We start from the raw sequence: 22,812 nt of genomic DNA on the forward strand, positions 1-22,812 counted from the left end.
AGGAGTCTCCATGACGGCGACCGCCGCCGAGCACCACACCGCCCCCGCACGGCACCCGCAGCGCTGGCTGATCCTCGGTGTCATCTGTCTCGCCCAGCTCACCGTGCTGCTCGACAACACCGTCCTCGGTGTCGCGATCCCGTCCCTCACCCGTGAACTGCACGCCTCCACCGCCGACATCCAGTGGATGATCAACGCCTACTCCCTGGTCCAGTCGGGTCTGCTGCTCACGGCGGGCAACGCCGCCGACCGGTACGGCCGCAAGAAACTGTTGATCGTGGGCCTCGTACTGTTCGGGATCGGCTCGCTGGCCGCCGGACTCGCCCAGTCCAGCGGTCAGTTGATCGCCGCCCGCGCCGGAATGGGCGTCGGGGGCGCGCTGCTGATCACCACGACCCTCGCCGTCGTGGTCCAGCTGTTCGACGACACCGAGCGCGTCAAGGCGATCGGCATCTGGTCGACCGTCAACTCCGTCGGCTGGGCCGCCGGTCCGCTGATCGGCGGGGCCATGCTCGACCACTTCTGGTGGGGCGCGATCTTCCTGATCAACATCCCGGTCGCGGTGCTCGGAGTGATCGCGGTCGTCGCGCTCGTACCGGAGTCGAAGAGCAAGGAGGGCGAGCGGCCCGATCTGCTCGGCGCGCTGCTCTCCACGATCGGCATGACCGCCGTCGTGTACGCGATCATCTCCGGGCCGGATCACGGCTGGCTCTCCGGTCAGGTGCTGCTCTCGGCCTCCCTCGGCCTGCTCGTTCTCGGCCTGTTCGTCTTCTGGGAGCTGCACGTCCCGTATCCGATGCTGGACATGAGCTTCTTCCGCGACCAGCGCTTCATCGGGGCGGTGGCGGGGGCCATCCTGGTCTCCTTCGGGATGACCGGATCGCTCTTCCTGCTGACCCAGCATCTCCAGTTCGTGCTGGGCTACGGGCCGTTGGACGCCGGTCTGCGTACGGCTCCCCTCGCGGTCAGCGTCGTCGTCCTGAACCTCGCGGGCATCGGCGCGCTGGCCGTACGGAAGCTGGGCACCCCGGGCACCATCGCGCTCGGCATGGTCCTGGTCTCCGCCGGGCTCGCCGCGATCGCGGTGCTCGGCGCCCATGGGTACAGCGGGATGCTGCTCGGCCTGATCGTGATGGGCGCGGGTGTCGCTCTCTCCATGCCGGCCATGGCGAACGCCATCATGAGCGCGATCCCGCCGGAGAAGGCGGGGGTCGGCGCGGGCATCAACGGCACGCTGGGCGAGTTCGGCAACGGTCTCGGGGTCGCCGTCCTGGGCGCCGTGCTCAACTCCCGCTTCGCCGCGCTCGTCCCGGCGGCGGTGGGGGGCGCCTCGCTGCCCGCCGCGCTCGCGGCGGCGGACGGGGAGGCGGAGCGGCTGAGCGTCTCCGACGCGTTCGCGTCGAGCCTGGAGACGAGCCAGTTGGTCGGGGCCGTGGCCGTGCTGGTGGGCGGTCTGCTGGCCGCGCTGCTGCTCCGCAGGGCCGAGCGCGCGAAACCCACGCCCGGCTCACCGGGCTCCTCGGGCTCCCTCGGCTCCCCGGGCACCCCAGGAGCCTCGGACTCTTCGCCGGGCTCCCCGGCGGCCTCGTCGTCCGGCTCCGCGCCCGGCTCCGCGCCCGGCTCCCCGTCGGACTCCGTCTCGGGGGCGGCATAGCATCGGAAGAGCGGCAGACGTCCGGGCTCCGGCGATCGGACGGCCTGGTCGTCGCCGGTGGGGCGTGGCCGGCCGGGAGCCAGAGCCGGGCAGAGGCCGGGCAGAGGCCGGGCAGAGGCCGGGCGGAGGCCGGGCGGAGGCCGGGCGGAGGCCGGGCAGAGACCGGGCAGTGAAAGTGGAGTCCGGCCGAAGCCAGGCCGGAGGGAACCGAGGAGGCTCACCCATGGTGCCGGAAGCCGATCGCGACAAGCGGCCGACCCGTACCAGCGTGTGGCTGGAGGGTAAGCCCGCGGGCCGCGGTCGCCGTAGCGAGAACGCGGACCATGGAAGCGAGACTTCGGCCCATCCCGCCGGCCTGGACCGCGACCGCATAACAGCGGTCTCGATGCGGCTTCTCGACGCGGAGGGCCCGGCGAAGTTCTCCATGCGGCGGCTGGCCGCGGAGCTGGGGGTGACCGCCATGTCCCTCTACTGGTACGTCGACACCAAGGACGACCTCCTCGAACTCGCCCTGGACTCCGTCTTCGGCGAGGTCCAGGTCCCCGACATGACGGACGAGGACGCCGACTGGCGCGACCAGCTGCGCGAACTGGCCACCAGCTACCGGGAGGTGCTGGTCAGGCACCACTGGGTCTCGCCGCTCGTCGGCAGATATCTGAACATCGGCCCGCACTCGATGGCCTTCTCGGCGGCCGTCCAGGCCGTCATGGGAAGGACGGGCCTGGCGCCGCACGGCCAGATGGGCGGGCTGGCGGCGGTCTTCCAGTTCGTCTACGGATTCGGCACGATCGAGGGCCACTTCGTACAGCGCTGCGCCGACGCCGGGCTGACCCAGGACCAGTACTTCCGGCGGGCGATGGGCGCGATCAACGAACAGCCGAAGTTCCAGGAGTCGTTCGAGACCGCGGACGAACTGATGGAGGCGCGTGGCGGCGATACGGTGGCGGAGATGCGCCAACGCGACTTCACGTTCGCGCTCGAACTCCTCATCGCGGGCATCGAGACGATGCGGCAGCGCGACCGGGCCGCCGCCGGGCCCCGTAGCGAGGCGGCGGACGGACCCGGCGGCGCGAGCGGGGACGGGACCCGCAACTGAGCCCCTGAGCGGAACCCGGGACCGAGACCCCGGACGGGACCCGGGACCGAGACCCCGGACGGGACCCGGGACCGAGACCCCGGACGGGACCCGGGACCGAGACCCCGGACAGCGGCCTACGCGATGGCCGCCCCCCGCTCCTACGAGACGAGACGGGCCGGGAAGCCGCCGGTGGCAAGCGGACTCCAGCGCTCCGGGGTGATCCGGATGATGGACTTCCCCTGCTTCACCATCGCCTCCCGGTACTCGTCCCAGTCGGGGTGCTCGCCCGCGATGTTCCGGTAGTACTCGACCAGCGGCTCGACCGACTCCGGGGAGTCGATCACCTCGGCCGTACCGTCGACCTGGACCCACGGGCCGTTCCAGTCGTCCGACAGGACGATCACGCTCACCCGCTCGTCCCGCTTGGCGTTCCGCGTCTTGGCCCGCTCGGGGTACGTGGAGACGACGATCCGGCCCGAGTCGTCGACCCCGCAGGCGAGCGGGGAGCCCTGCGGCCGGCCGTCGGAACGGGTGGTCAGCAGGATCGCGCGGTGCCTGGGGCGTACGAACTCCAGCAGCCCGGCGAGGTCAACGGCCGTATTCGTTGCGATATTCGGTGCCATGCCGCGCAGCCTACGACCTCGGAGCCCGCCCGCCGCGTACCACGCCCCTCGCCCGAGCCGCCCCCTCGCCCGGCAATCACACGCCCGGCGATCACACGCCCGGCAGGCTCTCGCCCTGCACCGCCTGGATGTCCAGCTCCACCCGCAGCGTCGTCCCGATCGCGGAGATCCCCGCCTGCACCACCTGGTTGTAGTTCATGGCGAAGTCCTCCCGGTGCAGCTCCGTGGTCGCGCGGAACGCCGCCCGTACCCCGCCCCACGGGTCGGGCCCGGTGCCCAGGTAGCTCAGGTCCAGATCCACTTCGCGCACGACGCCGTGCAGCGCCAGCTGTCCGTGCACCGTCCAGCGGTCGGGGCCCGCCGGGGTCAGCCCCGTACTGCTGTACGTGATCTCCGGGAAGCGCTCCACGTCCAGGAAGTCGGGCGACTTGAGGTGCTTGTCGCGCAGCGCGTTGCCGGTGTCGATGCTCGCCGCGTTGATGACCGCGTCGACGCGCGACGCCTCGACTCCGTACGCGCCGCCCGTGCTCCCCGTGCCGCCCGTGCTCCCCGTACCTCCCGCGTTCCCCGCACCCGCCGTGCCCGCCGCGATCTCGATCCGTCCCCCGAACTCCGTGAACCTCCCGCGCACGCTGGAGATCCCCAGATGCTGGGCCACCGCGCTCACCGCCGAATGCGCCGGATCCAGGCTCCAGGCGCCCGGCGGCGGCAGTTCGACCCCGCCCTGCCTGGCCAGGACCACCGTGCCGACCTCGGCACGCCCGCTCGCCGTGACCAGCGCCGTGGAGGCGACGGGCGCGTAGCCGACGGCCGTCACGACCACGGTGTACGGGCCCGGTGCCAGCGCCGTGTCGGTCCGTACCGAGCCGTTCTCGTCGGCGTCCTGCCGCAGCACCTGCGTACCGCTCATATCGGTCATGGTCACGACCGCGTGCTGTACGGCCCAGCCGTCCCGCGTCCGTACCTGTCCGCGAAGTCCCGTCCCGCCCGTTCCGACTGCCCGGCCCGCTCCGACTGCGCTGCCCGTTCCGACTGCGCTGCCCGTTCCGACTGCGCTGCCCGTTCCGACTGCCCGGCCCATTCCGCCCGTCCCGCCCATCCCGTTTCTCTCTCCCTCGTCCCTCGGCCAGTCCCGTAAAGAGCCGGGCTCCGGCCGGGGTACGACGACAGGCCGTCCCCTGCCCACCGCCGTCCCCGCCACCGGAGCCCGTTTCCGCACCCGGCCGACGCGCCGCCCGCTACAAGCGCCGCGCGGTCCGGGGGGTTTCGACTACTCGCCGGGGTGGGCGAGTTCGATGTCGTGGTCGTCGACCCCGCGGCCGGTGACCGTCAGCGAGCCCGCCACCGGCGGGTAGCCGGTCGCGATGACCGTGTACTCGCCGGAGTCCAGGTCGGCGAAGGCGTACACCCCGTCCTCGCCGGTCGTCGCCGTCGCGACCACGTTTCCGGCCGCGTCGACCAGCGTCACCCGGGCGTCGTGCGCCGGGCGGCGGGCCGCGCCCGCCCTGACCGTGCCCTGCACCAGGGCGCCGGAGAGGAGGACCGCCTCGACACGGGTGACGCCCTGGCCACCTATCTCCACCGGCAGGGCCAGCGGGCGGTAGCCGGTGGCGTTCACGGCGACGGTCACATAACCGGGGACCAGCTCACCGAAGCCGAACTCGCCCTGCTCGGACGACTTCCCGGTGGCCAGCACATCGCCGCGCACATCGGTCACGATCACCATCGCGCCCTCGATCGGGTACCCGCCGTCCGCGGCGCGCACCACCCCGGTGAGGCCGCTCGTACCGGAGAGCAGGATGTCGTACGAGAGCGGTCCGTCCCCGACGACCACCGTGGACGCCTGCGGCTGGAAGCCGTCGGCGGAGGCGATCAGTACGTACGAGCCGGCGCCCGGCGCGTCCAGGACATAGCCGCCGTCGGACTGGGCGACCGAGCGGGCCAGCTGCCGCCCGGCCAGGGATATCAGGGTGACGGCGGCGCGGGGCACCGGCGTGCCCTCGGAACCGAGCACCACACCCTGTACGGCGGTGCCCGGCGCGGGTGCCGCCGCGAACGACGCGCCGGCCGATTCGGCCGATCCAGCTGTCATGGTCCCTCCAGAAGCCGCTGCCATTCCGGACCCCGCCATTCCGGATCCCCTCGCCGCGGGTACCGCCGCCACCTCGGGTATCGCGGGTATCTCGGCGGTGGTCGCGGCCGTCGCGGCAGGCCCGGTCGTCGCGGCGGGAGCCGTGACCTCCGCCGTCTCACCGCCGGCCCGCGTCTTCAGCGCGACCTCCTTGATGAACAGCGTCAGCAGCAGCGCGATCAGCGCGGCCGGTGCCGAGTAGAGGAAGACATCGCCGACGCCGTGGCCGTACGCCACCTCCATGACCTGCCGCATCGGGGCGGGCAGCGTGTCCAGGTTCGGGATGCCGCCGCCACCGGTACCGCCGTGGCCCAGGGCCGCGCCCTGCGGGCCGAGGTCGGCCAGCCCCTCCTTGACGTAGTGCGTGACCCGGTTGCCCAGCACCGCGCCCAGCGCCGAGACGCCGACCGCACCGCCCAGCGAGCGGAAGAAGGTGACGGTGGAGCTGGCGGCGCCGAGGTCCTCGGGGGAGACCTGGTTCTGTGTGCACAGGACCAGGTTCTGCATCATCATGCCGACGCCGAGACCCATCAGCGCCATGTAGATCGCCATGTGCCAGTACGGGGTGTCGTACCGCAGGGTGCCCAGCAGCCCGAGCCCGGCCGTCACCAGCACACCACCGCTGACCAGCCAGATCTTCCAGCGTCCCGTCTTGGTGATGATCATGCCGGAGACGGTGGAGGAGATGAACAGACCACCGATCATCGGGATGGTCATGACACCGGACATCGTCGGCGACTTGTCGCGGGCCAGCTGGAAGTACTGGCTGAAGAAGACCGTGCCGGCGAACATCGCGATACCGACGAAGAGCGAGGCCAGCGAGGCCAGCGTGATCGTGCGGTTACGGAAGAGCCGCAGCGGGATGATCGGCTCGCGCGCCTTCGACTCGACGAGGATGAAGATGGCGCCCAGCAGAACCGATCCGCCGACCATCGCGTACGTCTGCCACGAGATCCAGTCGTACTTGTTGCCCGCGAAGGTGACCCAGACCAGCAGCAGCGAGACGGCCGCGCTGATGAAGAACGCGCCGAACCAGTCGACCTTGACCCCTTCGCGCTTGACGACCGGGAGCTTCAGGGTCTTCTGGAGGACGATCAGCGCGATGACGGCGAACGGGACGCCGACGTAGAAGCACCAGCGCCAGCCCAGCCACGAGGTGTCCGTGATGACGCCGCCGAGCAGCGGGCCGCCGACGGTGGCGACGGCGAAGGTCGCGCCGAGGTAGCCGCTGTACCGGCCACGCTCGCGCGGGGCGATCATCGCGGCCATGACGATCTGGGCGAGGGCGGAGAGACCGCCGACGCCGATGCCCTGGAACACCCGGCAGACGATCAGCATCGCGGCGTTCTGCGAGAGGCCGGCCACGATCGAGCCCGAGACATAGATGATCAGGGCTATCTGAACCAGGAGCTTCTTGCTGAAGAGGTCGGAGAGCTTGCCCCACAGCGGGGTGGTCGCCGTCATCGCCAGCAGCGACGCGGTCACCACCCAGGTGTAGGCGCTCTGTCCGCCGCCCAGGTCGGAGATGATCTCCGGCAGGGCGTTGGAGACGATCGTCGACGACAGGATCGCGACGAACATGCCCAGAAGCAGCCCGGAGAGCGCCTCCATGATCTGACGGTGTGTCATCGGCGCGCCGCTCGCGGAGGCGGGGGCGCCGCCTCCGTGCTTGGCGTGGCCGCCCCGCACACCCGCTGGTGTGGTCGTAGCCATTGAATTCCTTGTCTTACGTCTCGTGCCGCATGGGTGTACGGGTGTACGAATCTTGGTAGCGCCAGTCCCGGCAGTCGCCGAAGCTGCTGCGCAGCCGCTCCAGCATCGTGACCAGTTGCCCGACCTCGTCGTCGGTCCAGTCGTCGAGCGTCCGCGCGAACATCTCTGTCGTCCGCCGGGCCAGCTCGTCGATCAGCTCTTGGCCCGCCGGGGTGAGCCGCAGGATGCGGGAGCGCTTGTCCGCGGGGTCGGGGGACCGCTCGATCCAGCCGCGCTCGGCGGCATGGGCGACATGTCTGCTGGTCACCGACATGTCGACGGCGAGCAACTCGGCGAGGCGGCTCATCCGCATCTCGCCGTGCCGGTCGAGCAGGGTCAGTACGGCGGCGGTGCCGGCCGGGCACTCGGCGGGCAGGATGCGCGCCAGCCCCCGTTTGACGGCGCCGATGGCACTGATCTGTCGGGCCAGCTCCGCGTACTGACTCTGTGCTGCGGCCATGGGCCCTCCCGGCATCTTGTTGCTTGGGGCAACCATGGAACCATAGAAGCTGTTGGTTGCTACAGGCAAACGAAATCGGGCCGAGTGGAGTAAAGGAACCCAAAAGGCTTCGCATGGCCGAGGTCAATGACCGGCGCGGGGGCTGTCTGATCTGGCAAGGGAGCGCTCGATGGTCAGGCGAGTGGACGCTCGGCTGCCGGACGAGGGGTGGCGATTGCGGCCGGTCGGACGAGGGAGCGGGCCGGGCCGGTCCGGTACATGCCGGTCCGGTCCGATCAAGAGGAGCAGAGGATCAGAGGATCAGAGGAGCAAGAGGGGCGTATCGGGTCGACAAACAGCGGATGGGGCATCGGACCGGCGGCGCCATATCAGTCAGCGGCGGGCCCGGCGTTGGACGGGATCCGCGCGTTCGCTAGGGTCCTGCCGTATGGCACACAACCCCCATGCCCCGCAGGGCCCCGAGGGCAATCCCGATCCCGCGGGCAGCACCCAGATGTTCCGTGCGTTCGTCGACGACGGCGAGCCGCAGCGCCGGCAGGCGCCTCCGCAGCAGAGCGGGCCGAAGGTCGGAGTGATCGTCGGCGTTGTCGCGGCCGTCGTGGTCCTGGCCGTGGTGGCCTGGCTGGCCTTCGCCTGACGCTTCCTCGTCCCCGAATCCCGGGTCGCCTCCGAACTCCCGGATCGTCTCCGAATCCCGGGTCGTCTCCGGATCCTGGGTCGTTCCCGGATCCTGAGTCGTTCCCGGATCCTGGTCGTCTCCGAACCCCGCCCGCGACATCGCCCGAGAACGGGCGAGGGGCGGGGTCCGCGGGCCTCAGTCCGAGATCAGCCCTTCCCGCAGCTGCGCGAGCGTACGGGTCAGCAGCCGCGAGACATGCATCTGGGAGATGCCCACCTCTTCGCCGATCTGCGACTGGGTCATGTTCGCGAAGAACCGGAGCATGATGATCTGCCGCTCGCGAGGCGGCAGTTTCGCGAGGAGCGGCTTGAGCGACTCGCGGTACTCGACGCCCTCGAGCGCCATGTCCTCGTAGCCGAGCCGGTCCGCGAGCGAGCCCTCCCCGCCGTCGTCCTCCGGGGAGGGCGAGTCCAGCGAGGAAGCGGTGTACGCGTTGCCGACCGCGAGGCCGTCGACCACGTCCTCCTCCGACACGCCCAGTACGGCGGCGAGTTCGGGGACGGTCGGCGAACGGTCGAGCTTCTGCGCCAGCTCGTCGCTGGCCTTCGTCAGCGCGAGCCGCAGCTCCTGGAGCCGGCGCGGCACCCGCACCGACCACGAGGTGTCCCGGAAGAACCGTTTGATCTCGCCGACGACGGTCGGCATCGCGAACGTCGGGAACTCCACACCGCGTTCGCAGTCGAACCGGTCGATCGCCTTGATCAGGCCGATCGTGCCGACCTGGACGATGTCCTCCATCGGCTCGTTACGGCTGCGGAACCGGGCCGCCGCGTAACGCACCAGCGGCAGATTCAGCTCGATGAGGGTGTCACGTACGTAGGTGCGCTCCGGGCTGTCCTGATCGAGCACGGCGAGCCGCAGGAACAGGGAGCGGGACAGAGTGCGGGTGTCGATGGCTTCCGGCTGGGACACGCGCGGCTGGACCACGTGGTCGAGAGCATCGGGCGCGGGAGCGCTCTTTGTGAGCGTGAGCACCTTCGAGCTGCCCTGTTCTACGGACATGCCACCCCCTTGAGGTCGCGGACGGTCGCGTCGGCCGCTCCCGTCGGTGGAACGCAGCCTCCACCTGAATACCGGAGCCGGGACTGCGGCAAACGCGGTTCCAGCAGAATGTCACATGTCGGCAACACGCTGTAGTGACATGTCGACAAGTAAGTGCTGAATCCGCCCTGGAAAGAGGGGGTGTGGGGCTTTTCGGACCGCGAAGGGGAGTCGAAGTGGGTCTACCCCTGAGAGTTACGCCTCGATCCGATTTGCGGATCGCAGTCGGGCAAAGCTTCTGGCCAGAAGCCTTGACACGTGCATCTGGGAAACCCCCAATTCCTGACTGATCTGCGACTGCGTCAGGTTGTTGTAATAGCGCAGCATCAGGATCCGCTGTTCCCTCTCGGGCAGCTGTACGAGCAGATGTCGCACCAGATCGCGGTGCTCGACCCCGGCCAGCGCCGGGTCCTCGTAGCCGAGCCTGTCCAGCAGGCCCGGCAGTCCGTCGCCCTCCTGGGCGGCCTCCAGTGAGGTCGCGTGGTACGAACGCCCGGCCTCGATGCAGGCCAGTACCTCGTCCTCGGAGATCTTCAGCCGCTCGGCGATCTCGGCGGTGGTGGGGGAGCGTCCGTGGGCCGTCGTCAGGTCCTCGGTCGCGCCGGTGACCTGTACCCACAGCTCGTGCAGCCGACGCGGGACATGGACCGTCCGTACATTGTCCCGAAAGTAGCGTTTGATCTCGCCGACGACGGTCGGCATCGCGAAGGTGGGGAACTGCACCCCGCGGTCCGGGTCGAACCGGTCGATGGCGTTGATCAGGCCGATCGTGCCGACCTGGACGACATCCTCCATGGGCTCGTTACGGCTGCGGAACCGGGCCGCCGCATAGCGCACCAGCGGCAGATTCGCCTCGATGAGCGCTCCACGCACCCGGGTGTGTTCCTCGCTGCCGGGTTCCAGCCCCTTCAGCTCGGCGAAGAGGACCTGGGTCAGTGCCCTGGTGTCCGCGCCGCGGCTCTGTGCCGTGGGGCGGGGCTCGGTCTCGATCTGGGGCAGCAGTTGAGGCGTAGTACTGGCCGGCACGGTGACGCCACCCCTTTGCGGTCGACTACGTCAACTCATCCGTCAAAAGCGGTCATAGCATCACAAGACATGTCCACTGTGTGCAAGCACCTGAAAAAACCGTGTTGACGGCAAGATGGAGCAATAAACCCAAAAGCCCCACACCGAATGGGTGTGGGGCGAGGAGGCGGACGGCTCAGAACTCGTAGTCGGCGATCACCCAGGTGGCGAATTCACGCCACTGTGCGACGCCCGCCTGGTGCGCGGGGTGGTCCAGATAGCGCTGGAGCGCGGCGTGGTCGGCGACCGCCGCGTTGATGGCGAAGTCATAGGCGATCGGGCGGTCGCTGATGTTCCAGGCGCACTCCCAGACCTCCAGCTCGGGGACCTGCCCGTCGAGCTCCTTGAAGGCCTTCACCCCCGCGATGACGCGCGGCTCGTCGCGCGAGACACCCTCATTGAGCTTGAAGAGGACCAGGTGGCGGATCACGGGCACTCCTTGGAGGACGCGGGGAAGAGACGGTGGGCGCGCGCCGGCCCGTGACCGGGTGCCGGTCAGTTGATGAGCTCGGACATGAACTCACCGACACCCTGGGCAGCGCTCGAAATGCCCTCGAACCCTACCTGGACAAGATCGGCGGCCCTGGCAGGCGACGTGATGATCGTGTACAGCACGAAGACGGCGACCGCGTACAGCACGATCTTTCTCGCTTGCCCCATCCGCCACTTCCTCCCCTGTCTTCCCAGTGCGGTCGCGCGTGAGTCTAACCGTATGAACGCCTGTGCCCGGAAGCCGTTCTCACTCACCACACCGGTCCCGGGTACCGCGCCCGCCTCTGCGGTCGCCATCATCGCGTGCGTGGCACAAATCGATCAGGAGTTCTGGTTGGCGAGCGTAACGGGCCCGGCGGGACCGTTGGAAGATCGGTGTGAATGTGCGGTGGCGACGTTCGGACGGGCGGCTGAACCGGGGTGGCGACCGGTCACCGCCCCGGACCGTACGCATGGCTCAGCCGACCTGCTTCACCTCGATGACCTTGTACTCCTTGCCACCGATGATTTTCGTCTTCTCGCCCGTCTTCACGAACTTGCCGCCGCGCGGGATGAGGACCTCCGACTCTTTGCCCTGGTAGCGGGAGAGGGGGTCGATGTTGCGGCCGTTGTCCGTGGTGACCTCGAGCACGACCTTCTCGCCCTTCCGGCCGTTGCTCTTCGAGTTCTCGGCGGCGCGGTCGGCCTTTGCCGGGTCGCTGGACGTGCTGAGGTACTCGGGCATCTCGACCTCTTCACCGTTGGCGAACTTCTCCAGCAACTCGTCCGGCATGAACGTGCCCCGGTAGAACGTCCCGTCGACCGGCGGCAGATGGTCCAGAGCCCGGTCCATGCGCTCGATGAACTTCGGGACCGAATTCGAACGGCTGCCGGGGATCGGCTGACCGCGCAGGTACTTGTTCGCGTCCTCGGCCCAGGAGCCGGTGTAGTCGGCGACGATGAGCGCGTCCTCGGCGGTGAAGTCCTTGGTCAGCGGGTTCTGGCGAGCGATCTCCTCGACCTTCCGCGCCCAGTCCTTCCTGTCGGTGGAGCCGTACTTCGGGACGTCGTCCAGCGCGGTCATCGGGTCCGGGCGCTCGGAGCAACTCTCCCCATCCGGGCCGGGCTCCGGCTCGGGTTCGGGCTCCGGGTCCGGCTCGGGCTCCGGCCTCGGCTCATCAGTGAGTCCGAGAGCGGTGACGACCCTGTCCTCCGCGTCCTGGTACGTATCGACACCAGCGAGAGAGGACCCGGACACCGACTGCACCAGGTCCATCGCCGACGCGCTTCCGGGATCGGCTGCGAGCGAGACGCCGCCGACGAGAACACCCCCGGTTCCCACACGCGTACGAACCGCGGCCGAGGCAAGCGTGTAGCGCCCATCGCCGACTGCGCCGGTGCTCACCGGGCCGGAGAAGGCGACCTTGGAACCGTTCAGGCAGTCATTCTTCTTGTCCTCGTTGTCCTCGTCCTGGTCGTCGTCTTTGTTGTCGTCATCCTTGTTGTCGTCGTTCTTGCCGCCGCTGCTTCCGCCCGAGCCGCCACTGGCGCCTCCACCGCCGTCCGAGCCGCCGGTGTTGGATTCCGTGCAGTTCTGCATGATGCCCCAGGGGGCCATGACGGGGTTGCAGTTGGTACCGCCGCTGGACCCACCACTGTCCGAACCCCCGTCGGAGCCGCCCCCGTCGGATCCACCGCCGTCCGAACCTCCGCCATCGGAACCGCCGTTCGAACCGCCCCCGTCGGACCCACCGCTGTCGGACCCACCGTCCGAACCTCCGCCGTCGGAACCGCCGTTCGAACTGCCGCCGTCGGACCCACCGCTGTCGGACCCACCGTCCGAACTGCCGCCGTCGGACCCACCGCTGTCGGACCCACCGCCGTCGGATCCACCGCCGTCGGATCCACCGCTGTCCGAGCCGCCGGTGTCCGAGTCCGTGCAGTTCTGCATGATGCCCCAGGGGGCCATGACGGGATTGCAGTTGGTACCGCCGCTGGACCCGCCGCCGTCCGAGCCGCCCCCGTCGGAGCCGCCACTATCGGACCCCCCGTCGGAGCCACCGCCGTCCGAACCTCCGCCGTCGGACCCACCGCTGTCGGAACCACCGTCGGAGCCGCCACTATCGGACCCCCCATCCGAGCTTCCGCCGTCCGAGCCTCCGCTGTCGGACCCGCCGCCATCTGAGCCGCCGCCGTCGGAGCCGCCACTGTCGGACCCCCCGTCCGACCCGCCGCTGTCGGAACCGCCGTTCGAACTGCCCCCGTCGGAGCCGCCCCCGTCGGAGCCGCCGCCGTCGGACCCTCCGCCGTCCGATCCGCCGCTGTCGGAACCACCATCCGACCCGCCGCCATCCGACCCGCCGCCATCTGAGCCGCCCCCGTCGGAGCCTCCGCTGTCGGAGCCGCCGTCGGACCCACCGCCATCGGAGCCTCCGCTGTCCGATCCTCCGCCGCCGTCCGAACCTCCCCCGTCCGATCCGCCGCCTGAGTCACCACCGCCGTTGTCCCCACCACCGGAGTCACTCCCGCCGTTGTCCCCACCACCGGAGTCACCGCCGCCGTTGCCGCCGCCGCCCGACTCGCCGCCGCCGCCCGCGACCGTGTCGCTGTCGCAGTCGCCGCCGAGGATGGTGCAGACCGCCGTCTGAAGACCGTTCGCGATCTGGGTGCCCACGCCACCGAGAACAAGCGCACCGATGATCAGGGCGACCAGACCGACCATGCCCGCGTACTCGGCCGCCGACTGCCCACGATCCCGACGCCACCCGATCACGTGCGGAACCGACGGGATCCCCTCCCGGCGCAACCGCTCCAGCGTCCACCGCGGCCTCACAGCCCGCTGCTCCGAAGGCAGTTCGAACCACGCCCGGCTGGCACCCGCACTGACCAGCGCCAGCAGCGCACCCGGCAGCAGAAGCTGGCTGAGCCCACGCGCCGAGCCCGCGTACAGATTGACGATGCTGCCCACCAGCAGCCAGCCCTGGAGAGCGATCAACGCGACCCAGACGACTTTCCCACCCGTCCACAGACGCCGCGCCAGAATCACAGCGGCGATCCCCGGCACCACCGCGTACAGCGCCAGCAGGGTGAGCATCGGCGTGATGTGGCTGCCCAGTTCCAGCAGCGAGTTCACCACGCCGAAGCCGCCCAGCAGCGTGAGAGCGAACATCAGATACAGCAGCACCCGGGTCACGGCGAGTGATCTCGGCAATTCCCAACGGTGCGTGGGTATGCCGGTCCGGAACGTCAAGCCCTGTGAGTCCGACACGGGGGAACCCTTCCAGCGAACTGCTCGCGATGTCCGGCTCAGGCATCCAGCCGCGCCGCATGGCGGCACAGTACGTACGCGCAGGGCCCATTCCCAGGGCCCACGGACCCACCCGAGGGCCCGCGCCCGCGCCCGCGCCCGAGCCCGCGCCGACGTCGCGCGTCAGTCGCCGTCCCCTCTCCGGAGAGTGCTGTCCCCTCCCCGGCGAGTGGGGTGGGCGTCCAGGGCACCCCCGCACGCGCGGGGACCACCGTTCCTTCGAGGACTGACCGGCTCGATCACCTTCCCCCGCCGGTCACTCGACGGGCGTGCCGGGGCCGGCCTGCCGTAGGCAGCGTTCCAGGCGCCGCAGAAACCTGTTGAAGGACTCGTCCGCGGGCCAGGTCTCGTAGGCGGTGATCGTGGCGGATACCGCGAGGTTCAGCTGGAGGATGGGAGTCAACTCGTCGGCGCCCGTGATGCGGGACTCCACCCAGCGCCTCAGATCTTTGAAGAACTGCTCGCCGAAGCGCTGAGCCGACTGCGCGAAGGCGGGTGATTGCGCCTTGAGACGGCGCTGTAGCGGCATGCGGTCGCGCAGACTCTCGCAGAACCCTGTCAGGATCGCGGTGAGCGAGTCCCAGAGCGGTTCGTCCGCAGGACGCTCATCCATCAGCGCCTGCCAGTTGAGCCGCTCCTCAGGATCCTGGTCCAGGACCGCGGCGTCCTTGCCGGCGAAGTAGTTGAAGAAGGTGGCGCGCGAGACGTTCGCCGCCTCCGCGATCTGCTCGACCGTCGTGGCCTCGTAGCCCTGCTCGTCGAAGAGCCGCAGCGCGGCGGTCTGGATGGCACGCCAGGTCGCCAGTTTTTTGCGCTCGCGCAGGTTCATGTGGTTCCTCCCATGCGTCCATACTACGTGCGATTTCTGGACGGATACATTTCTGGACGGATGCATTTCTGGATCGAGCCATCTTTGGACGAGTCTAAGTTTGTCGTCTACAGTGAAGCCGACGCCGGGGACAGCCCCGGGAGGTCATCCCTCAAGGAGAAGCAATGAGCAAGGTCTGGTTCATCACCGGTACGTCCCGCGGCATCGGCCGCGCCTTCGCCGAGTCCGCGCTGGAGCGCGGGGACAAGGTCGTCGCGACCGCGAGGAACGCGGCGACGCTCGCGGATCTGGTCACCAAGTACGGCGACGACGCGGTCCTGCCACTGGCGCTCGACGTCACCGACACGGCGGCCGTCGCCGCCACGGTGGCCGCGGCGCACGAGAAGTTCGGCCGCCTCGATGTCGTGGTCAACAACGCCGGTTACGGGCTGTTCGGCATGGTCGAAGAGGTCACCGAGCAGCAGGTGCGCGACCAGATGGAGACGAACTTCTTCGGCGCATTCTGGGTGACCCAGGCCGTGCTGCCGATCCTGCGCGCACAGGGCAGCGGCCACATCGTCCAGGTCTCGTCCGTCGGAGGCGTCGCCGCCTTCCCGTCGCTGGGCGCGTACCAGGCATCCAAGTGGGCGCTGGAGGGCTTCAGCGACTCCCTCTCCCAGGAGGTCGCCGGCGCGGGGATCAAGGTCACCATCGTCGAGCCGGGCGGCTTCAGCACCGACTGGGCCGGTTCCTCGGCCGCGCAGGCCGAGTCGAACCCCGCCTACGACGCGGTCCGCGAGGCCATGGCGGCCCGCATGGGCGAGGCCCGCCACAGCGAACCGGCCAACGCGGGCGCCGCCCTGTTGCGGATCGTCGACGCGGAGAACCCGCCCCTGCGTGTGCTGTTCGGGACCGAGCCCATCGAGATCGTCGAGCCGCTCTACGCCGAGCGACTCAAGACCTGGGCCGACTGGCAGCACGTCTCCCGGATCGCGCAGGGCTGACCAACCCGTCACAGCCCGACGGCGCGGGAACCTTTCCCGCCACCGTCCCGGGTCCGGCGGTTCCACCCCTGGGCCCGGCGGCCCACCCTCACCGAGCGTCGAACTCGTCCGACGGTGCCCCCTACGACGTGGCCCTCGGCACCTCACACATCAGGAGACATCGCTCATGTCCGTACCTCAGACTCCCCATTCGTTCAGTGCGGCCACAACCGCCGCCGAAGTGATCGACGGCGTCGACCTGCACGGCCGCCGCGCCGTGGTCACCGGAGCCAGCTCCGGGATCGGAGTGGAGACCGTCCGCGCACTCGCCGCCGCGGGCGCCGATGTCACCCTGGCCGTCCGGAACACCGACGCGGGCGCGCGGGTGGCGGCCCGCCTGGAGGCGGAACTTCCGTCCGGCTCGGGCACGTTGTCGGTCGGCCGGCTCGATCTGTCCGACCGGTCGACGGTGGCCGCGTTCGTGGCGGCCTGGGACGGTCCTCTGGACATCCTCGTCAACAACGCCGGAGTGATGTCGCCGCCCCGGATCGCCCGCACGGCCGACGGCCGGGAATGGCAGTTCGGTGTCAACCACCTGGGCCACTTCGCCCTCACCACCGGCCTCCACCCGGCGCTCGCGGCGGCGGACGGCGCCCGGGTCGTCGCGGTCAGCTCCATCGGGCACCTCTTCTCCCCGGTCGCCTTCGACGACCTCGACTTCCGCTATCGCCCCTACGACCCGTGGACCTCCTACGGGCAGTCCAAGACGGCTGTCGTCCACTTCGCCGTAGCCGCCGCCGAACGCTGGGCCGACGACGGGATCACCGTCAACGCCGTGATGCCGGGCAACGTCGGCGACACCGGTCTGGCCCGCAACACCGACATGGAGGCGGTGGCCGGGATGCTGGCCGCAGGCGAACTCGCTCTGCCGCCGGGCAAGACCGTGCAGCAGGGCGCCGCGACCTCCGTCCTGATGGCCGCTTCCCCGGCCGTGGCCGGCGTCACCGGCCGCTACTACGAGGACTGCGCCGAGGCCAAACCCGTCACCGAGCGCGCCGGGGCCATCGCGGGTGTCGCCCCGTACGCCCTCGACCGTGACAACGCCGCGCGTCTCTGGGCCGCGTCCGTGTCCTTGATCTAACGCGATCCCCGGGACGAGGACTCCGCCACGAGCACTCCCGCCACGAGCACTCCGCCTACAAGCACTCCCGGCACGAACAACGCCCCACCGTCCGAACCGAGCTGAAACGAGTGAGAAATGACCGATCTGACCGGCAGGACAGCCCTGATCACCGGCTCTGCGCGAGGTCTCGGCAAAGCGATCGCGCTGCGTTACGCGACCCGCGGTGCCAACATCGTCGTCAACTACGCCGCCAACCGGGAGGCAGCGGACGCCACGGTCGCGGAGATCGAGCAGCTGGGCGTCAAGGCGCTCTCCCTTCAGGCCGACATGTCCAACGTGTCCGACATCGAGCGGCTCTTCACCCAGGCCCTCGACCAATTCGGGCAGATCGACATCGCCGTCGCGAACGCGGGCATCGAACTGATCGGCGTTCCCTTCATCGAGATCACCGAGGATCAGTTCGACCGGCAGTTCGCCATCAACACGAAGGGCACGTTCTTCACCCTTCAGGCAGCGGCCCGTCACGTCGTCGACAACGGCAGGATCATCTACATCAGTTCGAGCACGGCGGCCCTTCCGTTCGCGGGTGAGGCGCTGTACGGCTCGAGCAAGGTGGCGCCGCATTACGCCGTGCGGGTGCTGGCGCAGGAGCTCGCGGAACGGGGCGTCACCGTCAACACCATCATGCCGACGGCGATCGAGGGCGCGGGCGTCTTCACCGCGGCCGACCCGGATCACCCGATCCGCCAGTTCGTCACCGGCAGGCCCGGACGCATCGGCCGACGGATGGGGACCGTGGACGACGTCGCCGACGCGGCCGAGTACCTGGCCTCGGACCTGGCCGGCTGGGTCAGTGGGCAGGGCCTGGTCGTGGCCGGCGGCGCACTGCAATGACCGCGCCGCGCCGGGACCGCGGGCGGCGGATCCCTCGGTAGTTCCATCCTCAACGGCCGTACCGGCAGGCCAGTTGTGTCCCTGCGGGGCCGCGTGCCGGTGACTGTCCACACGGCTATGTCGGCATGCCCCACGCAAAACACCCTCCTGACCGCGTTTCCGCAGGTCAGGAGGGTGTAAGAGCGGTAGCGGAGGGATTTGAACCCTCGGTGAGTTTCCCCACACTCGCTTTCGAGGCGAGCTCCTTCGGCCGCTCGGACACGCTACCGAGAGAGAGCTTAGCCCAAGGTGGGCCGTGCTCCGAAATCGGTATCCCCGGGGCTGCCCGACCGCCGCCGGACCGCTGGTCGGCGGCTGCCCGACGACCGGTCAGCGATCCCGGAAGAACGACGTCAGCAGCGCGGAGCAGTCCTCCGCGAGAACGCCGTGGATCACCTCGGGCCGGTGGTTGAGCCGCCGGTCCCGTACGACATCCCAGAGCGAGCCGGCCGCCCCCGCCTTCTCGTCGAGCGCGCCGAACACCACGCGGTCCAGCCGGGACTGGACGATCGCGCCCGCGCACATCGTGCACGGTTCCAGGGTCACCACCAGCGTGCAGTCCGTGAGCCGCCAGGCTCCGAGCTTCCCGGCGGCTCTGCGGATCGCCAGGATCTCCGCATGCGCCGTCGGGTCGCCCGTGGCCTCGCGTTCGTTGTGGCCCGCGGCGAGCACCGTGCCGTCCGGGGACAGCACGACGGCGCCGACCGGCACATCACCGGACAGGGCGGCCCGTGCCGCCTCGTCCAGGGCGAGGCGCATGGCCGCCCGCCACGGTGCGCGCACCGGGTCGGGCACGGGGTCGTGCCGGATCACGTGGGCCTGCCTCAGCGGACGGTCTCCAGCACCTCGGCGGCGCCCAGAGCCTCCGCGATCTCGGCCATCGCGTCGGAATCCAGCGCCAGCAGATCGGCCTCGGACAGGCCCAGGTCGGTGAGAATCTCGCGGTCGCCGACGGCTCCCGCGGGCACGGTCTCCCCGTTCTTCACGGGGATGTCCACTTCCTCCTCGTCGTTCTCGTCCGGTTCGCCGTCCTCCGTACCGTCGAGGTCCAGCGTGTCCAAGTCGTCGGCCGGGTCGTCGTCGTCCCTGCCGAGCAGTTCATCAATGAGGATCTCCCCATAAGAGGAGCGTGCGGCCGCGGCCGCGTCGGAGACGTAGATGCGAGGATCTTCCTCGCCCTCCACGCGGAGGATGCCGAACCAGGCATCCTCCTGCTCGATAAACACGAGCACCGTGTCCTCGTCCACCGAGGCTTCGCGGGCCAAGTCGGTCAGGTCCGACAAGGTCTCCACATCGTCGAGCTCTGTGTCGCTCGCTTCCCACCCGTCTTCGGTGCGCGCGAGCAGTGCGGCGAAGTACACCGTGACTCTCCCACTGGTCAGAGGTGTGACGATCCGGCGGTGCGCTGATCTGCCCCGCCCACTCGGAATCGTGGCAGAAACGAACGCTTCGCGAGAGGTCTTCCACCGTTGCGTCGTCGGGCCATTTTATTAGGCCCCTGTTCGGCCCCGGGCGCCGGATGCCTTCCATGAGCATGCGGGACGAAGGCGGGGTACGTCGCGCGCCGGGCGCGGCTACCGGCCGGTCACCACCGGAACGTACGCATCCGCATCTGCTGGCGCATCCGCGCCGCGCGGGCCTGCCGGGGTTTCACGCGCTCGCGCAGGGCCTTGGCCTCGTTCAGCTCCCGCAGGAACTGCGCGCGCCGTCGGCGGCGCTCCGCCTCGTTCTCCTGAGCGTCGGCCGGGGGCTCCGACCGGGTCTCGTCCCGGCTCCCCGCCCGAGCCGCTTCCCGGGTCTCCGCCTCCGCGGGCGCGTCGGCCGCGCTCCGGGCGGCGCGCTCGTCCCGGCCTTCCCGATCCTCGTCCGGCATGGATTGCGTCACCACCTCAGGCTGCGTACTCGGCTCCGCGGTCGTACCGGCGCCCTCTGACACCTTCCCTCGCTGACCGGGGTTGATGCCAGCTGAGCGGTGGCAGCGCGTACAGCCTTGGCCCCCGGTTACTGTGGTCGCCATGCGGATTCATGTCGTCGACCACCCGCTGGTGGCGCACAAACTCACCACGCTGCGCGATCGGCGCACCGACTCCCCGACTTTCCGGCGCCTCGCCGACGAGCTGGTCACCCTGCTCGCGTACGAGGCCACCCGGGACGTACGGACAGAACAGGTCGACATCCGGACACCGGTGACGGGCACGACGGGCGTGAAGCTCTCGTATCCGCGTCCGCTGGTGGTCCCGATCCTCCGGGCCGGCCTCGGCATGCTGGACGGCATGGTGCGGCTGCTGCCGACGGCGGAGGTGGGCTTCCTCGGGATGATCCGCGACGAGGAGACCCTTCAGGCGTCCACGTACGCGAACCGTATGCCCGAGGACCTCTCGGGACGTCAGGTGTATGTGCTCGACCCCATGCTGGCGACCGGCGGGACGCTGGTCGCGGCGATCCGTGAGCTGATCAAGCGCGGCGCGGACGATGTGACCGCGGTGGTGCTGCTCGCGGCGCCCGAGGGCGTCGAGGTGATGGAGCGCGAGCTCGCGGGCACGCCGGTGACGGTCGTGACGGCGGCGGTCGATGAGCGCCTCAACGAGAACGGCTACATCGTCCCGGGCCTCGGCGACGCGGGCGACCGTATGTACGGGACGGCCGAGTAGGCATCCGCCGAGCAGGACATGGCAGGGGCCCGGTTCGCGCGGCAGGCGAACCGGGCCCCGTCGGAAGGCGCGGTCAGTGCTTCGGGGCCGCCCCCAGATCCCCGCAGGCGGGATCCGGCGCGGTGCTCGACGCGGTGGCCAGGGCCTGGTCGGCCTCCTCCTGTACGTTCAGCTCCTTGAAGGCCGTGCCGAGGATCAGATCGACATCCGGTGTCTTCCGGCTGTCGGTCTTCGACGTGGCCCCCTTCAGCTGGGCGCCGAGAACGGTGAAGAAACCGTCCTCGGGCCTCGACGCGCCGACCAGTATCCCGGTGCCCGGGACCTTCTTGTCGTACGCGGCGGGGGCGTTGCCGACCTTGCCGATGACGAAGCCGCGTTTCTTCAGCTCGTCGGCGGTGGTCATGGCGAGTCCGCCTCGCGGGGTCGCGTTGTAGACGTTGACCGTGATCTGGCCGGGCTTGGGGAGCGCCTTGACGGGCTCGGACGAGTGCTTGCAGCCGGACTTCCGGGCGGCGGCGGCGCTCTTCGTGCCGCCTCCCGTGAAGACATCGATGAGCTGCAGCGTTCCCCAGCCGGCCAGGCCGAGGGCAGCGACGGAGGCGACGGCCGCGAGCACGATCCTGCGACGATGACGGGGGCGGCGCATGCGCGGGTACTTCGTGCCCGTAATGCGATACTTTCCGCCCATGCCGGGGGGAGTCAGCATGCTCATGGCCGCAGCGTAGTGCGCGCTGCTGGTGTTTCCTACTAAATGATCAATGGGTTGCTCGATCCGGGTGACGAAAGACCCCGAAGGGCTCAGTGCACGACGGCTCGGCACCCGAAGGGCCGTCCTCGTCGCGGACTCCGCCGCAGGCCCTGCCTCTGAACTGGGCGCACGCCCGCCGTACGGGATGGGCCTGCCGTACGGGCCGGATCAGCCCAGATCGAGTTCCAGCACGCGCGCGTGCAGCACCTGGCGCTGCTGGAGCGCGGCGCGGACGGCGCGGTGCAGCCCGTCCTCCAGGTAGAGATCGCCCTGCCACTTCACGACGTGGGCGAAAAGGTCCCCGTAGAAGGTCGAGTCCTCGGCGAGCAGCGTCTCCAGGTCCAGTTGACCCTTCGTGGTCACGAGCTGATCGAGGCGGACCGGGCGCGGCGCGACATCCGCCCACTGCCGGGTGCTTTCCCGGCCGTGGTCGGGATACGGCCGCCCGTTACCGATGCGCTTGAAGATCACACGGAAAGCCTACCGGGCGAGCGGCTCCGGGCGCAGCCATGGCGCCCGAGTGCAAAAGTCGCATTCGGTGGCAAAGGGGGAGTGAAGCGTGAGTGGAACCGATCCGTCCGGTGCTCGTACGCCCAGGAACGCCCCGGGAACGCCCCGGGAGCGCCCCGAGGACGACGCGGAGACGCCGCAGGATGGGGCCCAGGGGGTGCGGCCGTCGGCCGCCGGACCGTGCCGCTGATTCGCTCGAAAGGAGTCCGGCGGGGTGCGCGACAGCGGCTCACCCCGGCTCACCTCGGCTCACCCCGGCCCGCCCGCCCGTCGGGCCCGTCAGACGGGCGGGGTCCCCGGCGGGGACTGCGGGCGCGGGTTCGGCGGCGGATGCGGTCCGGGATCGGGGGGTAATTTGGGGCCGCCCGGTTTCGCGTGCTTTCCGTTGCTGATTCTGGTCTTCCGGTTCGAGAGCCCGAAGATTCCGAACGGCGGAAAGATATCCACGCGCCTCGGGAAATTGGCCTCGGCGCAGCTGAGACACAGCAAGTCCATACAGCCGTCCTGGGTGGTGCGTGCCGCCTCCACGCTGTTTATCCAGCAGGATTCGCAGTACCAGCAGTCCGTCTTTGAGAGCAGCACGGTGGTCAAGGTCGCCCTGGGCATCGGGTCACCTTTCTGTGCGCCGCGTTCTGATGCCCTCCTGGGCGGATAGTCGTTCCGTCCCGCGCCGCCGGAGCATGGTCGTGCCGAGGACCACGGCCTCCAATTCAGGGGGACGGTGTGTCATTGAGTTCGATTCCTTGCGCATTGTCGTCCTCAGGGCGATGCAACTACGTTGCACAGGACAAGGGT

23 protein-coding genes and 1 tRNA gene are annotated in these 22,812 nt (G+C 69.7%); 7 read left to right on the forward strand and 17 right to left on the reverse strand.

Features of this window, described 5'->3' with window-relative positions:
* The first annotated feature begins 10 nt into the window (after positions 1–10).
* Together ACIOGX_RS14335 and ACIOGX_RS14340 are read left to right on the forward strand one after the other, a co-directional pair.
* Positions 11–1,654: an MFS transporter gene (locus ACIOGX_RS14335; RefSeq protein WP_401913044.1), complete on the forward strand. Its 1,644-nt coding sequence runs from the start codon at positions 11–13 to the stop codon at positions 1,652–1,654.
* Between the two features lie 223 nt (positions 1,655–1,877).
* Positions 1,878–2,750, forward strand: coding sequence for a TetR/AcrR family transcriptional regulator (locus tag ACIOGX_RS14340; protein ID WP_356509127.1), 873 nt, complete (start codon positions 1,878–1,880; stop codon positions 2,748–2,750).
* A 140-nt stretch (positions 2,751–2,890) separates the two neighbouring features.
* On the opposite strand, the gene ACIOGX_RS14345 is transcribed toward ACIOGX_RS14340, so the two are convergent.
* The 4 genes from ACIOGX_RS14345 to ACIOGX_RS14360 all read right to left on the reverse strand — a co-directional run bounded on the left by ACIOGX_RS14345 (position 2,891) and on the right by ACIOGX_RS14360 (position 7,698).
* A complete protein-coding gene (locus ACIOGX_RS14345) occupies positions 2,891–3,355 on the reverse strand; it encodes a PPOX class F420-dependent oxidoreductase (RefSeq protein WP_129767386.1) in 465 nt (154 codons plus the stop codon).
* A 91-nt stretch (positions 3,356–3,446) separates the two neighbouring features.
* The gene (locus tag ACIOGX_RS14350) at positions 3,447–4,436 is read right to left on the reverse strand and encodes a YceI family protein (RefSeq protein ID WP_401913049.1); all 990 of its coding nucleotides are present in this window, start codon (positions 4,434–4,436) and stop codon (positions 3,447–3,449) included.
* 189 nt (positions 4,437–4,625) lie between these two features.
* Complete coding sequence (locus tag ACIOGX_RS14355; protein WP_401913052.1) at positions 4,626–7,199, reverse strand: MFS transporter; 2,574 nt, start codon at positions 7,197–7,199, stop codon at positions 4,626–4,628.
* A 13-nt stretch (positions 7,200–7,212) separates the two neighbouring features.
* Positions 7,213–7,698, reverse strand: a complete 486-nt coding sequence (locus ACIOGX_RS14360) for a MarR family transcriptional regulator (RefSeq protein ID WP_356509133.1) — start codon at positions 7,696–7,698, stop codon at positions 7,213–7,215.
* A gap of 427 nt (positions 7,699–8,125) precedes the next feature.
* Between ACIOGX_RS14360 and ACIOGX_RS14365 the strand changes: the two genes are divergently transcribed.
* Positions 8,126–8,335 (forward strand): hypothetical protein, encoded by a 210-nt coding sequence (locus ACIOGX_RS14365; protein WP_129767389.1) that lies wholly within the window; start codon positions 8,126–8,128, stop codon positions 8,333–8,335.
* Between the two features lie 177 nt (positions 8,336–8,512).
* Here ACIOGX_RS14365 and ACIOGX_RS14370 read toward each other — a convergent pair whose 3' ends face one another.
* The 6 genes from ACIOGX_RS14370 to ACIOGX_RS14395 form a co-directional block, all read right to left on the reverse strand.
* Positions 8,513–9,379, reverse strand: a complete 867-nt coding sequence (locus ACIOGX_RS14370) for an RNA polymerase sigma factor SigF (RefSeq protein WP_030349953.1) — start codon at positions 9,377–9,379, stop codon at positions 8,513–8,515.
* Between the two features lie 234 nt (positions 9,380–9,613).
* The gene (locus ACIOGX_RS14375; protein ID WP_129767390.1) at positions 9,614–10,444 is read right to left on the reverse strand and encodes an RNA polymerase sigma factor SigF; all 831 of its coding nucleotides are present in this window, start codon (positions 10,442–10,444) and stop codon (positions 9,614–9,616) included.
* Between the two features lie 175 nt (positions 10,445–10,619).
* Entirely contained in the window at positions 10,620–10,913 is a 294-nt protein-coding gene (locus ACIOGX_RS14380; protein ID WP_356509136.1) for a Dabb family protein, read from the reverse strand.
* Between the two features lie 65 nt (positions 10,914–10,978).
* Complete coding sequence (locus tag ACIOGX_RS14385; RefSeq protein ID WP_165371796.1) at positions 10,979–11,143, reverse strand: hypothetical protein; 165 nt, start codon at positions 11,141–11,143, stop codon at positions 10,979–10,981.
* Positions 11,144–11,432: 289 nt separating this feature from the next.
* Complete coding sequence (locus ACIOGX_RS14390; protein WP_401913058.1) at positions 11,433–14,165, reverse strand: ADP-ribosyltransferase; 2,733 nt, start codon at positions 14,163–14,165, stop codon at positions 11,433–11,435.
* A 352-nt stretch (positions 14,166–14,517) separates the two neighbouring features.
* On the reverse strand, positions 14,518–15,090 hold the full coding sequence (locus ACIOGX_RS14395) for a helix-turn-helix domain-containing protein (protein ID WP_356509140.1): 573 nt from the start codon (positions 15,088–15,090) through the stop codon (positions 14,518–14,520).
* Between the two features lie 164 nt (positions 15,091–15,254).
* Here ACIOGX_RS14395 and ACIOGX_RS14400 point away from each other — a divergent pair, with 164 nt between their 5' ends.
* The 3 genes from ACIOGX_RS14400 (at position 15,255) to ACIOGX_RS14410 (ending at position 18,069) form a co-directional block, all read left to right on the forward strand.
* Entirely contained in the window at positions 15,255–16,073 is an 819-nt protein-coding gene (locus tag ACIOGX_RS14400) for an SDR family NAD(P)-dependent oxidoreductase (protein WP_356509142.1), read from the forward strand.
* Between the two features lie 166 nt (positions 16,074–16,239).
* Complete coding sequence (locus ACIOGX_RS14405) at positions 16,240–17,193, forward strand: SDR family NAD(P)-dependent oxidoreductase (protein ID WP_401913062.1); 954 nt, start codon at positions 16,240–16,242, stop codon at positions 17,191–17,193.
* 117 nt (positions 17,194–17,310) lie between these two features.
* Positions 17,311–18,069 carry an SDR family oxidoreductase gene (locus ACIOGX_RS14410; RefSeq protein ID WP_401913065.1) on the forward strand — a complete coding sequence of 253 codons (759 nt, stop codon included), beginning with the start codon at positions 17,311–17,313 and terminating at the stop codon, positions 18,067–18,069.
* 183 nt (positions 18,070–18,252) lie between these two features.
* On the opposite strand, the gene ACIOGX_RS14415 is transcribed toward ACIOGX_RS14410, so the two are convergent.
* The 4 genes from ACIOGX_RS14415 to ACIOGX_RS14430 form a co-directional block, all read right to left on the reverse strand.
* A tRNA-Ser gene (locus ACIOGX_RS14415) sits at positions 18,253–18,337 on the reverse strand.
* A 101-nt stretch (positions 18,338–18,438) separates the two neighbouring features.
* Positions 18,439–18,867: a tRNA adenosine(34) deaminase TadA gene (gene tadA, locus ACIOGX_RS14420; RefSeq protein WP_356509428.1), complete on the reverse strand. Its 429-nt coding sequence runs from the start codon at positions 18,865–18,867 to the stop codon at positions 18,439–18,441.
* Between the two features lie 65 nt (positions 18,868–18,932).
* Positions 18,933–19,469 carry a hypothetical protein gene (locus ACIOGX_RS14425; RefSeq protein ID WP_129767397.1) on the reverse strand — a complete coding sequence of 179 codons (537 nt, stop codon included), beginning with the start codon at positions 19,467–19,469 and terminating at the stop codon, positions 18,933–18,935.
* 224 nt (positions 19,470–19,693) lie between these two features.
* Positions 19,694–19,981: a hypothetical protein gene (locus tag ACIOGX_RS14430; protein WP_401913068.1), complete on the reverse strand. Its 288-nt coding sequence runs from the start codon at positions 19,979–19,981 to the stop codon at positions 19,694–19,696.
* A gap of 142 nt (positions 19,982–20,123) precedes the next feature.
* Here ACIOGX_RS14430 and upp point away from each other — a divergent pair, with 142 nt between their 5' ends.
* Positions 20,124–20,759: a uracil phosphoribosyltransferase gene (upp, locus tag ACIOGX_RS14435; RefSeq protein ID WP_356509148.1), complete on the forward strand. Its 636-nt coding sequence runs from the start codon at positions 20,124–20,126 to the stop codon at positions 20,757–20,759.
* A gap of 73 nt (positions 20,760–20,832) precedes the next feature.
* Here the strand turns inward: upp and ACIOGX_RS14440 are convergent, their stop codons facing one another.
* The 3 genes from ACIOGX_RS14440 to ACIOGX_RS14450 all read right to left on the reverse strand — a co-directional run bounded on the left by ACIOGX_RS14440 (position 20,833) and on the right by ACIOGX_RS14450 (position 22,623).
* A complete protein-coding gene (locus ACIOGX_RS14440; RefSeq protein WP_383970217.1) occupies positions 20,833–21,447 on the reverse strand; it encodes a LytR C-terminal domain-containing protein in 615 nt (204 codons plus the stop codon).
* A 228-nt stretch (positions 21,448–21,675) separates the two neighbouring features.
* Positions 21,676–21,978, reverse strand: a complete 303-nt coding sequence (locus ACIOGX_RS14445; RefSeq protein WP_023540426.1) for a type II toxin-antitoxin system VapB family antitoxin — start codon at positions 21,976–21,978, stop codon at positions 21,676–21,678.
* A 318-nt stretch (positions 21,979–22,296) separates the two neighbouring features.
* A complete protein-coding gene (locus ACIOGX_RS14450) occupies positions 22,297–22,623 on the reverse strand; it encodes a hypothetical protein (RefSeq protein WP_356509152.1) in 327 nt (108 codons plus the stop codon).
* Positions 22,624–22,812 lie beyond the last annotated feature (189 nt).

It is taken from the genome of Streptomyces sp. NPDC088147, from assembly GCF_044741565.1.
In the GTDB taxonomy this organism is placed as follows: domain Bacteria; phylum Actinomycetota; class Actinomycetes; order Streptomycetales; family Streptomycetaceae; genus Streptomyces.

What these genes read in the sequence shown, in the direction of transcription:
- ACIOGX_RS14370 (WP_030349953.1), bottom strand. Translation starts at nt 9,379, where the DNA reads ATGTCCGTAGAACAGGGCAGCTCGAAGGTGCTCACGCTCACAAAGAGC.
- ACIOGX_RS14350 (WP_401913049.1), bottom strand. Translation starts at nt 4,436, where the DNA reads ATGGGCCGGGCAGTCGGAACGGGCAGCGCAGTCGGAACGGGCAGCGCA.
- ACIOGX_RS14335 (WP_401913044.1), top strand. Translation starts at nt 11, where the DNA reads ATGACGGCGACCGCCGCCGAGCACCACACCGCCCCCGCACGGCACCCG.
- ACIOGX_RS14360 (WP_356509133.1), bottom strand. Translation starts at nt 7,698, where the DNA reads ATGGCCGCAGCACAGAGTCAGTACGCGGAGCTGGCCCGACAGATCAGT.
- upp (WP_356509148.1), top strand. Translation starts at nt 20,124, where the DNA reads ATGCGGATTCATGTCGTCGACCACCCGCTGGTGGCGCACAAACTCACC.
- ACIOGX_RS14400 (WP_356509142.1), top strand. Translation starts at nt 15,255, where the DNA reads ATGAGCAAGGTCTGGTTCATCACCGGTACGTCCCGCGGCATCGGCCGC.
- ACIOGX_RS14405 (WP_401913062.1), top strand. Translation starts at nt 16,240, where the DNA reads ATGTCCGTACCTCAGACTCCCCATTCGTTCAGTGCGGCCACAACCGCC.
- ACIOGX_RS14450 (WP_356509152.1), bottom strand. Translation starts at nt 22,623, where the DNA reads ATGCCCAGGGCGACCTTGACCACCGTGCTGCTCTCAAAGACGGACTGC.
- ACIOGX_RS14430 (WP_401913068.1), bottom strand. Translation starts at nt 19,981, where the DNA reads ATGCCGGACGAGGATCGGGAAGGCCGGGACGAGCGCGCCGCCCGGAGC.
- ACIOGX_RS14340 (WP_356509127.1), top strand. Translation starts at nt 1,878, where the DNA reads ATGGTGCCGGAAGCCGATCGCGACAAGCGGCCGACCCGTACCAGCGTG.
- ACIOGX_RS14365 (WP_129767389.1), top strand. Translation starts at nt 8,126, where the DNA reads ATGGCACACAACCCCCATGCCCCGCAGGGCCCCGAGGGCAATCCCGAT.
- ACIOGX_RS14440 (WP_383970217.1), bottom strand. Translation starts at nt 21,447, where the DNA reads ATGGGCGGAAAGTATCGCATTACGGGCACGAAGTACCCGCGCATGCGC.
- ACIOGX_RS14395 (WP_356509140.1), bottom strand. Translation starts at nt 15,090, where the DNA reads ATGAACCTGCGCGAGCGCAAAAAACTGGCGACCTGGCGTGCCATCCAG.
- ACIOGX_RS14345 (WP_129767386.1), bottom strand. Translation starts at nt 3,355, where the DNA reads ATGGCACCGAATATCGCAACGAATACGGCCGTTGACCTCGCCGGGCTG.
- ACIOGX_RS14410 (WP_401913065.1), top strand. Translation starts at nt 17,311, where the DNA reads ATGACCGATCTGACCGGCAGGACAGCCCTGATCACCGGCTCTGCGCGA.
- ACIOGX_RS14355 (WP_401913052.1), bottom strand. Translation starts at nt 7,199, where the DNA reads ATGGCTACGACCACACCAGCGGGTGTGCGGGGCGGCCACGCCAAGCAC.
- tadA (WP_356509428.1), bottom strand. Translation starts at nt 18,867, where the DNA reads ATGCGCCTCGCCCTGGACGAGGCGGCACGGGCCGCCCTGTCCGGTGAT.
- ACIOGX_RS14385 (WP_165371796.1), bottom strand. Translation starts at nt 11,143, where the DNA reads ATGGGGCAAGCGAGAAAGATCGTGCTGTACGCGGTCGCCGTCTTCGTG.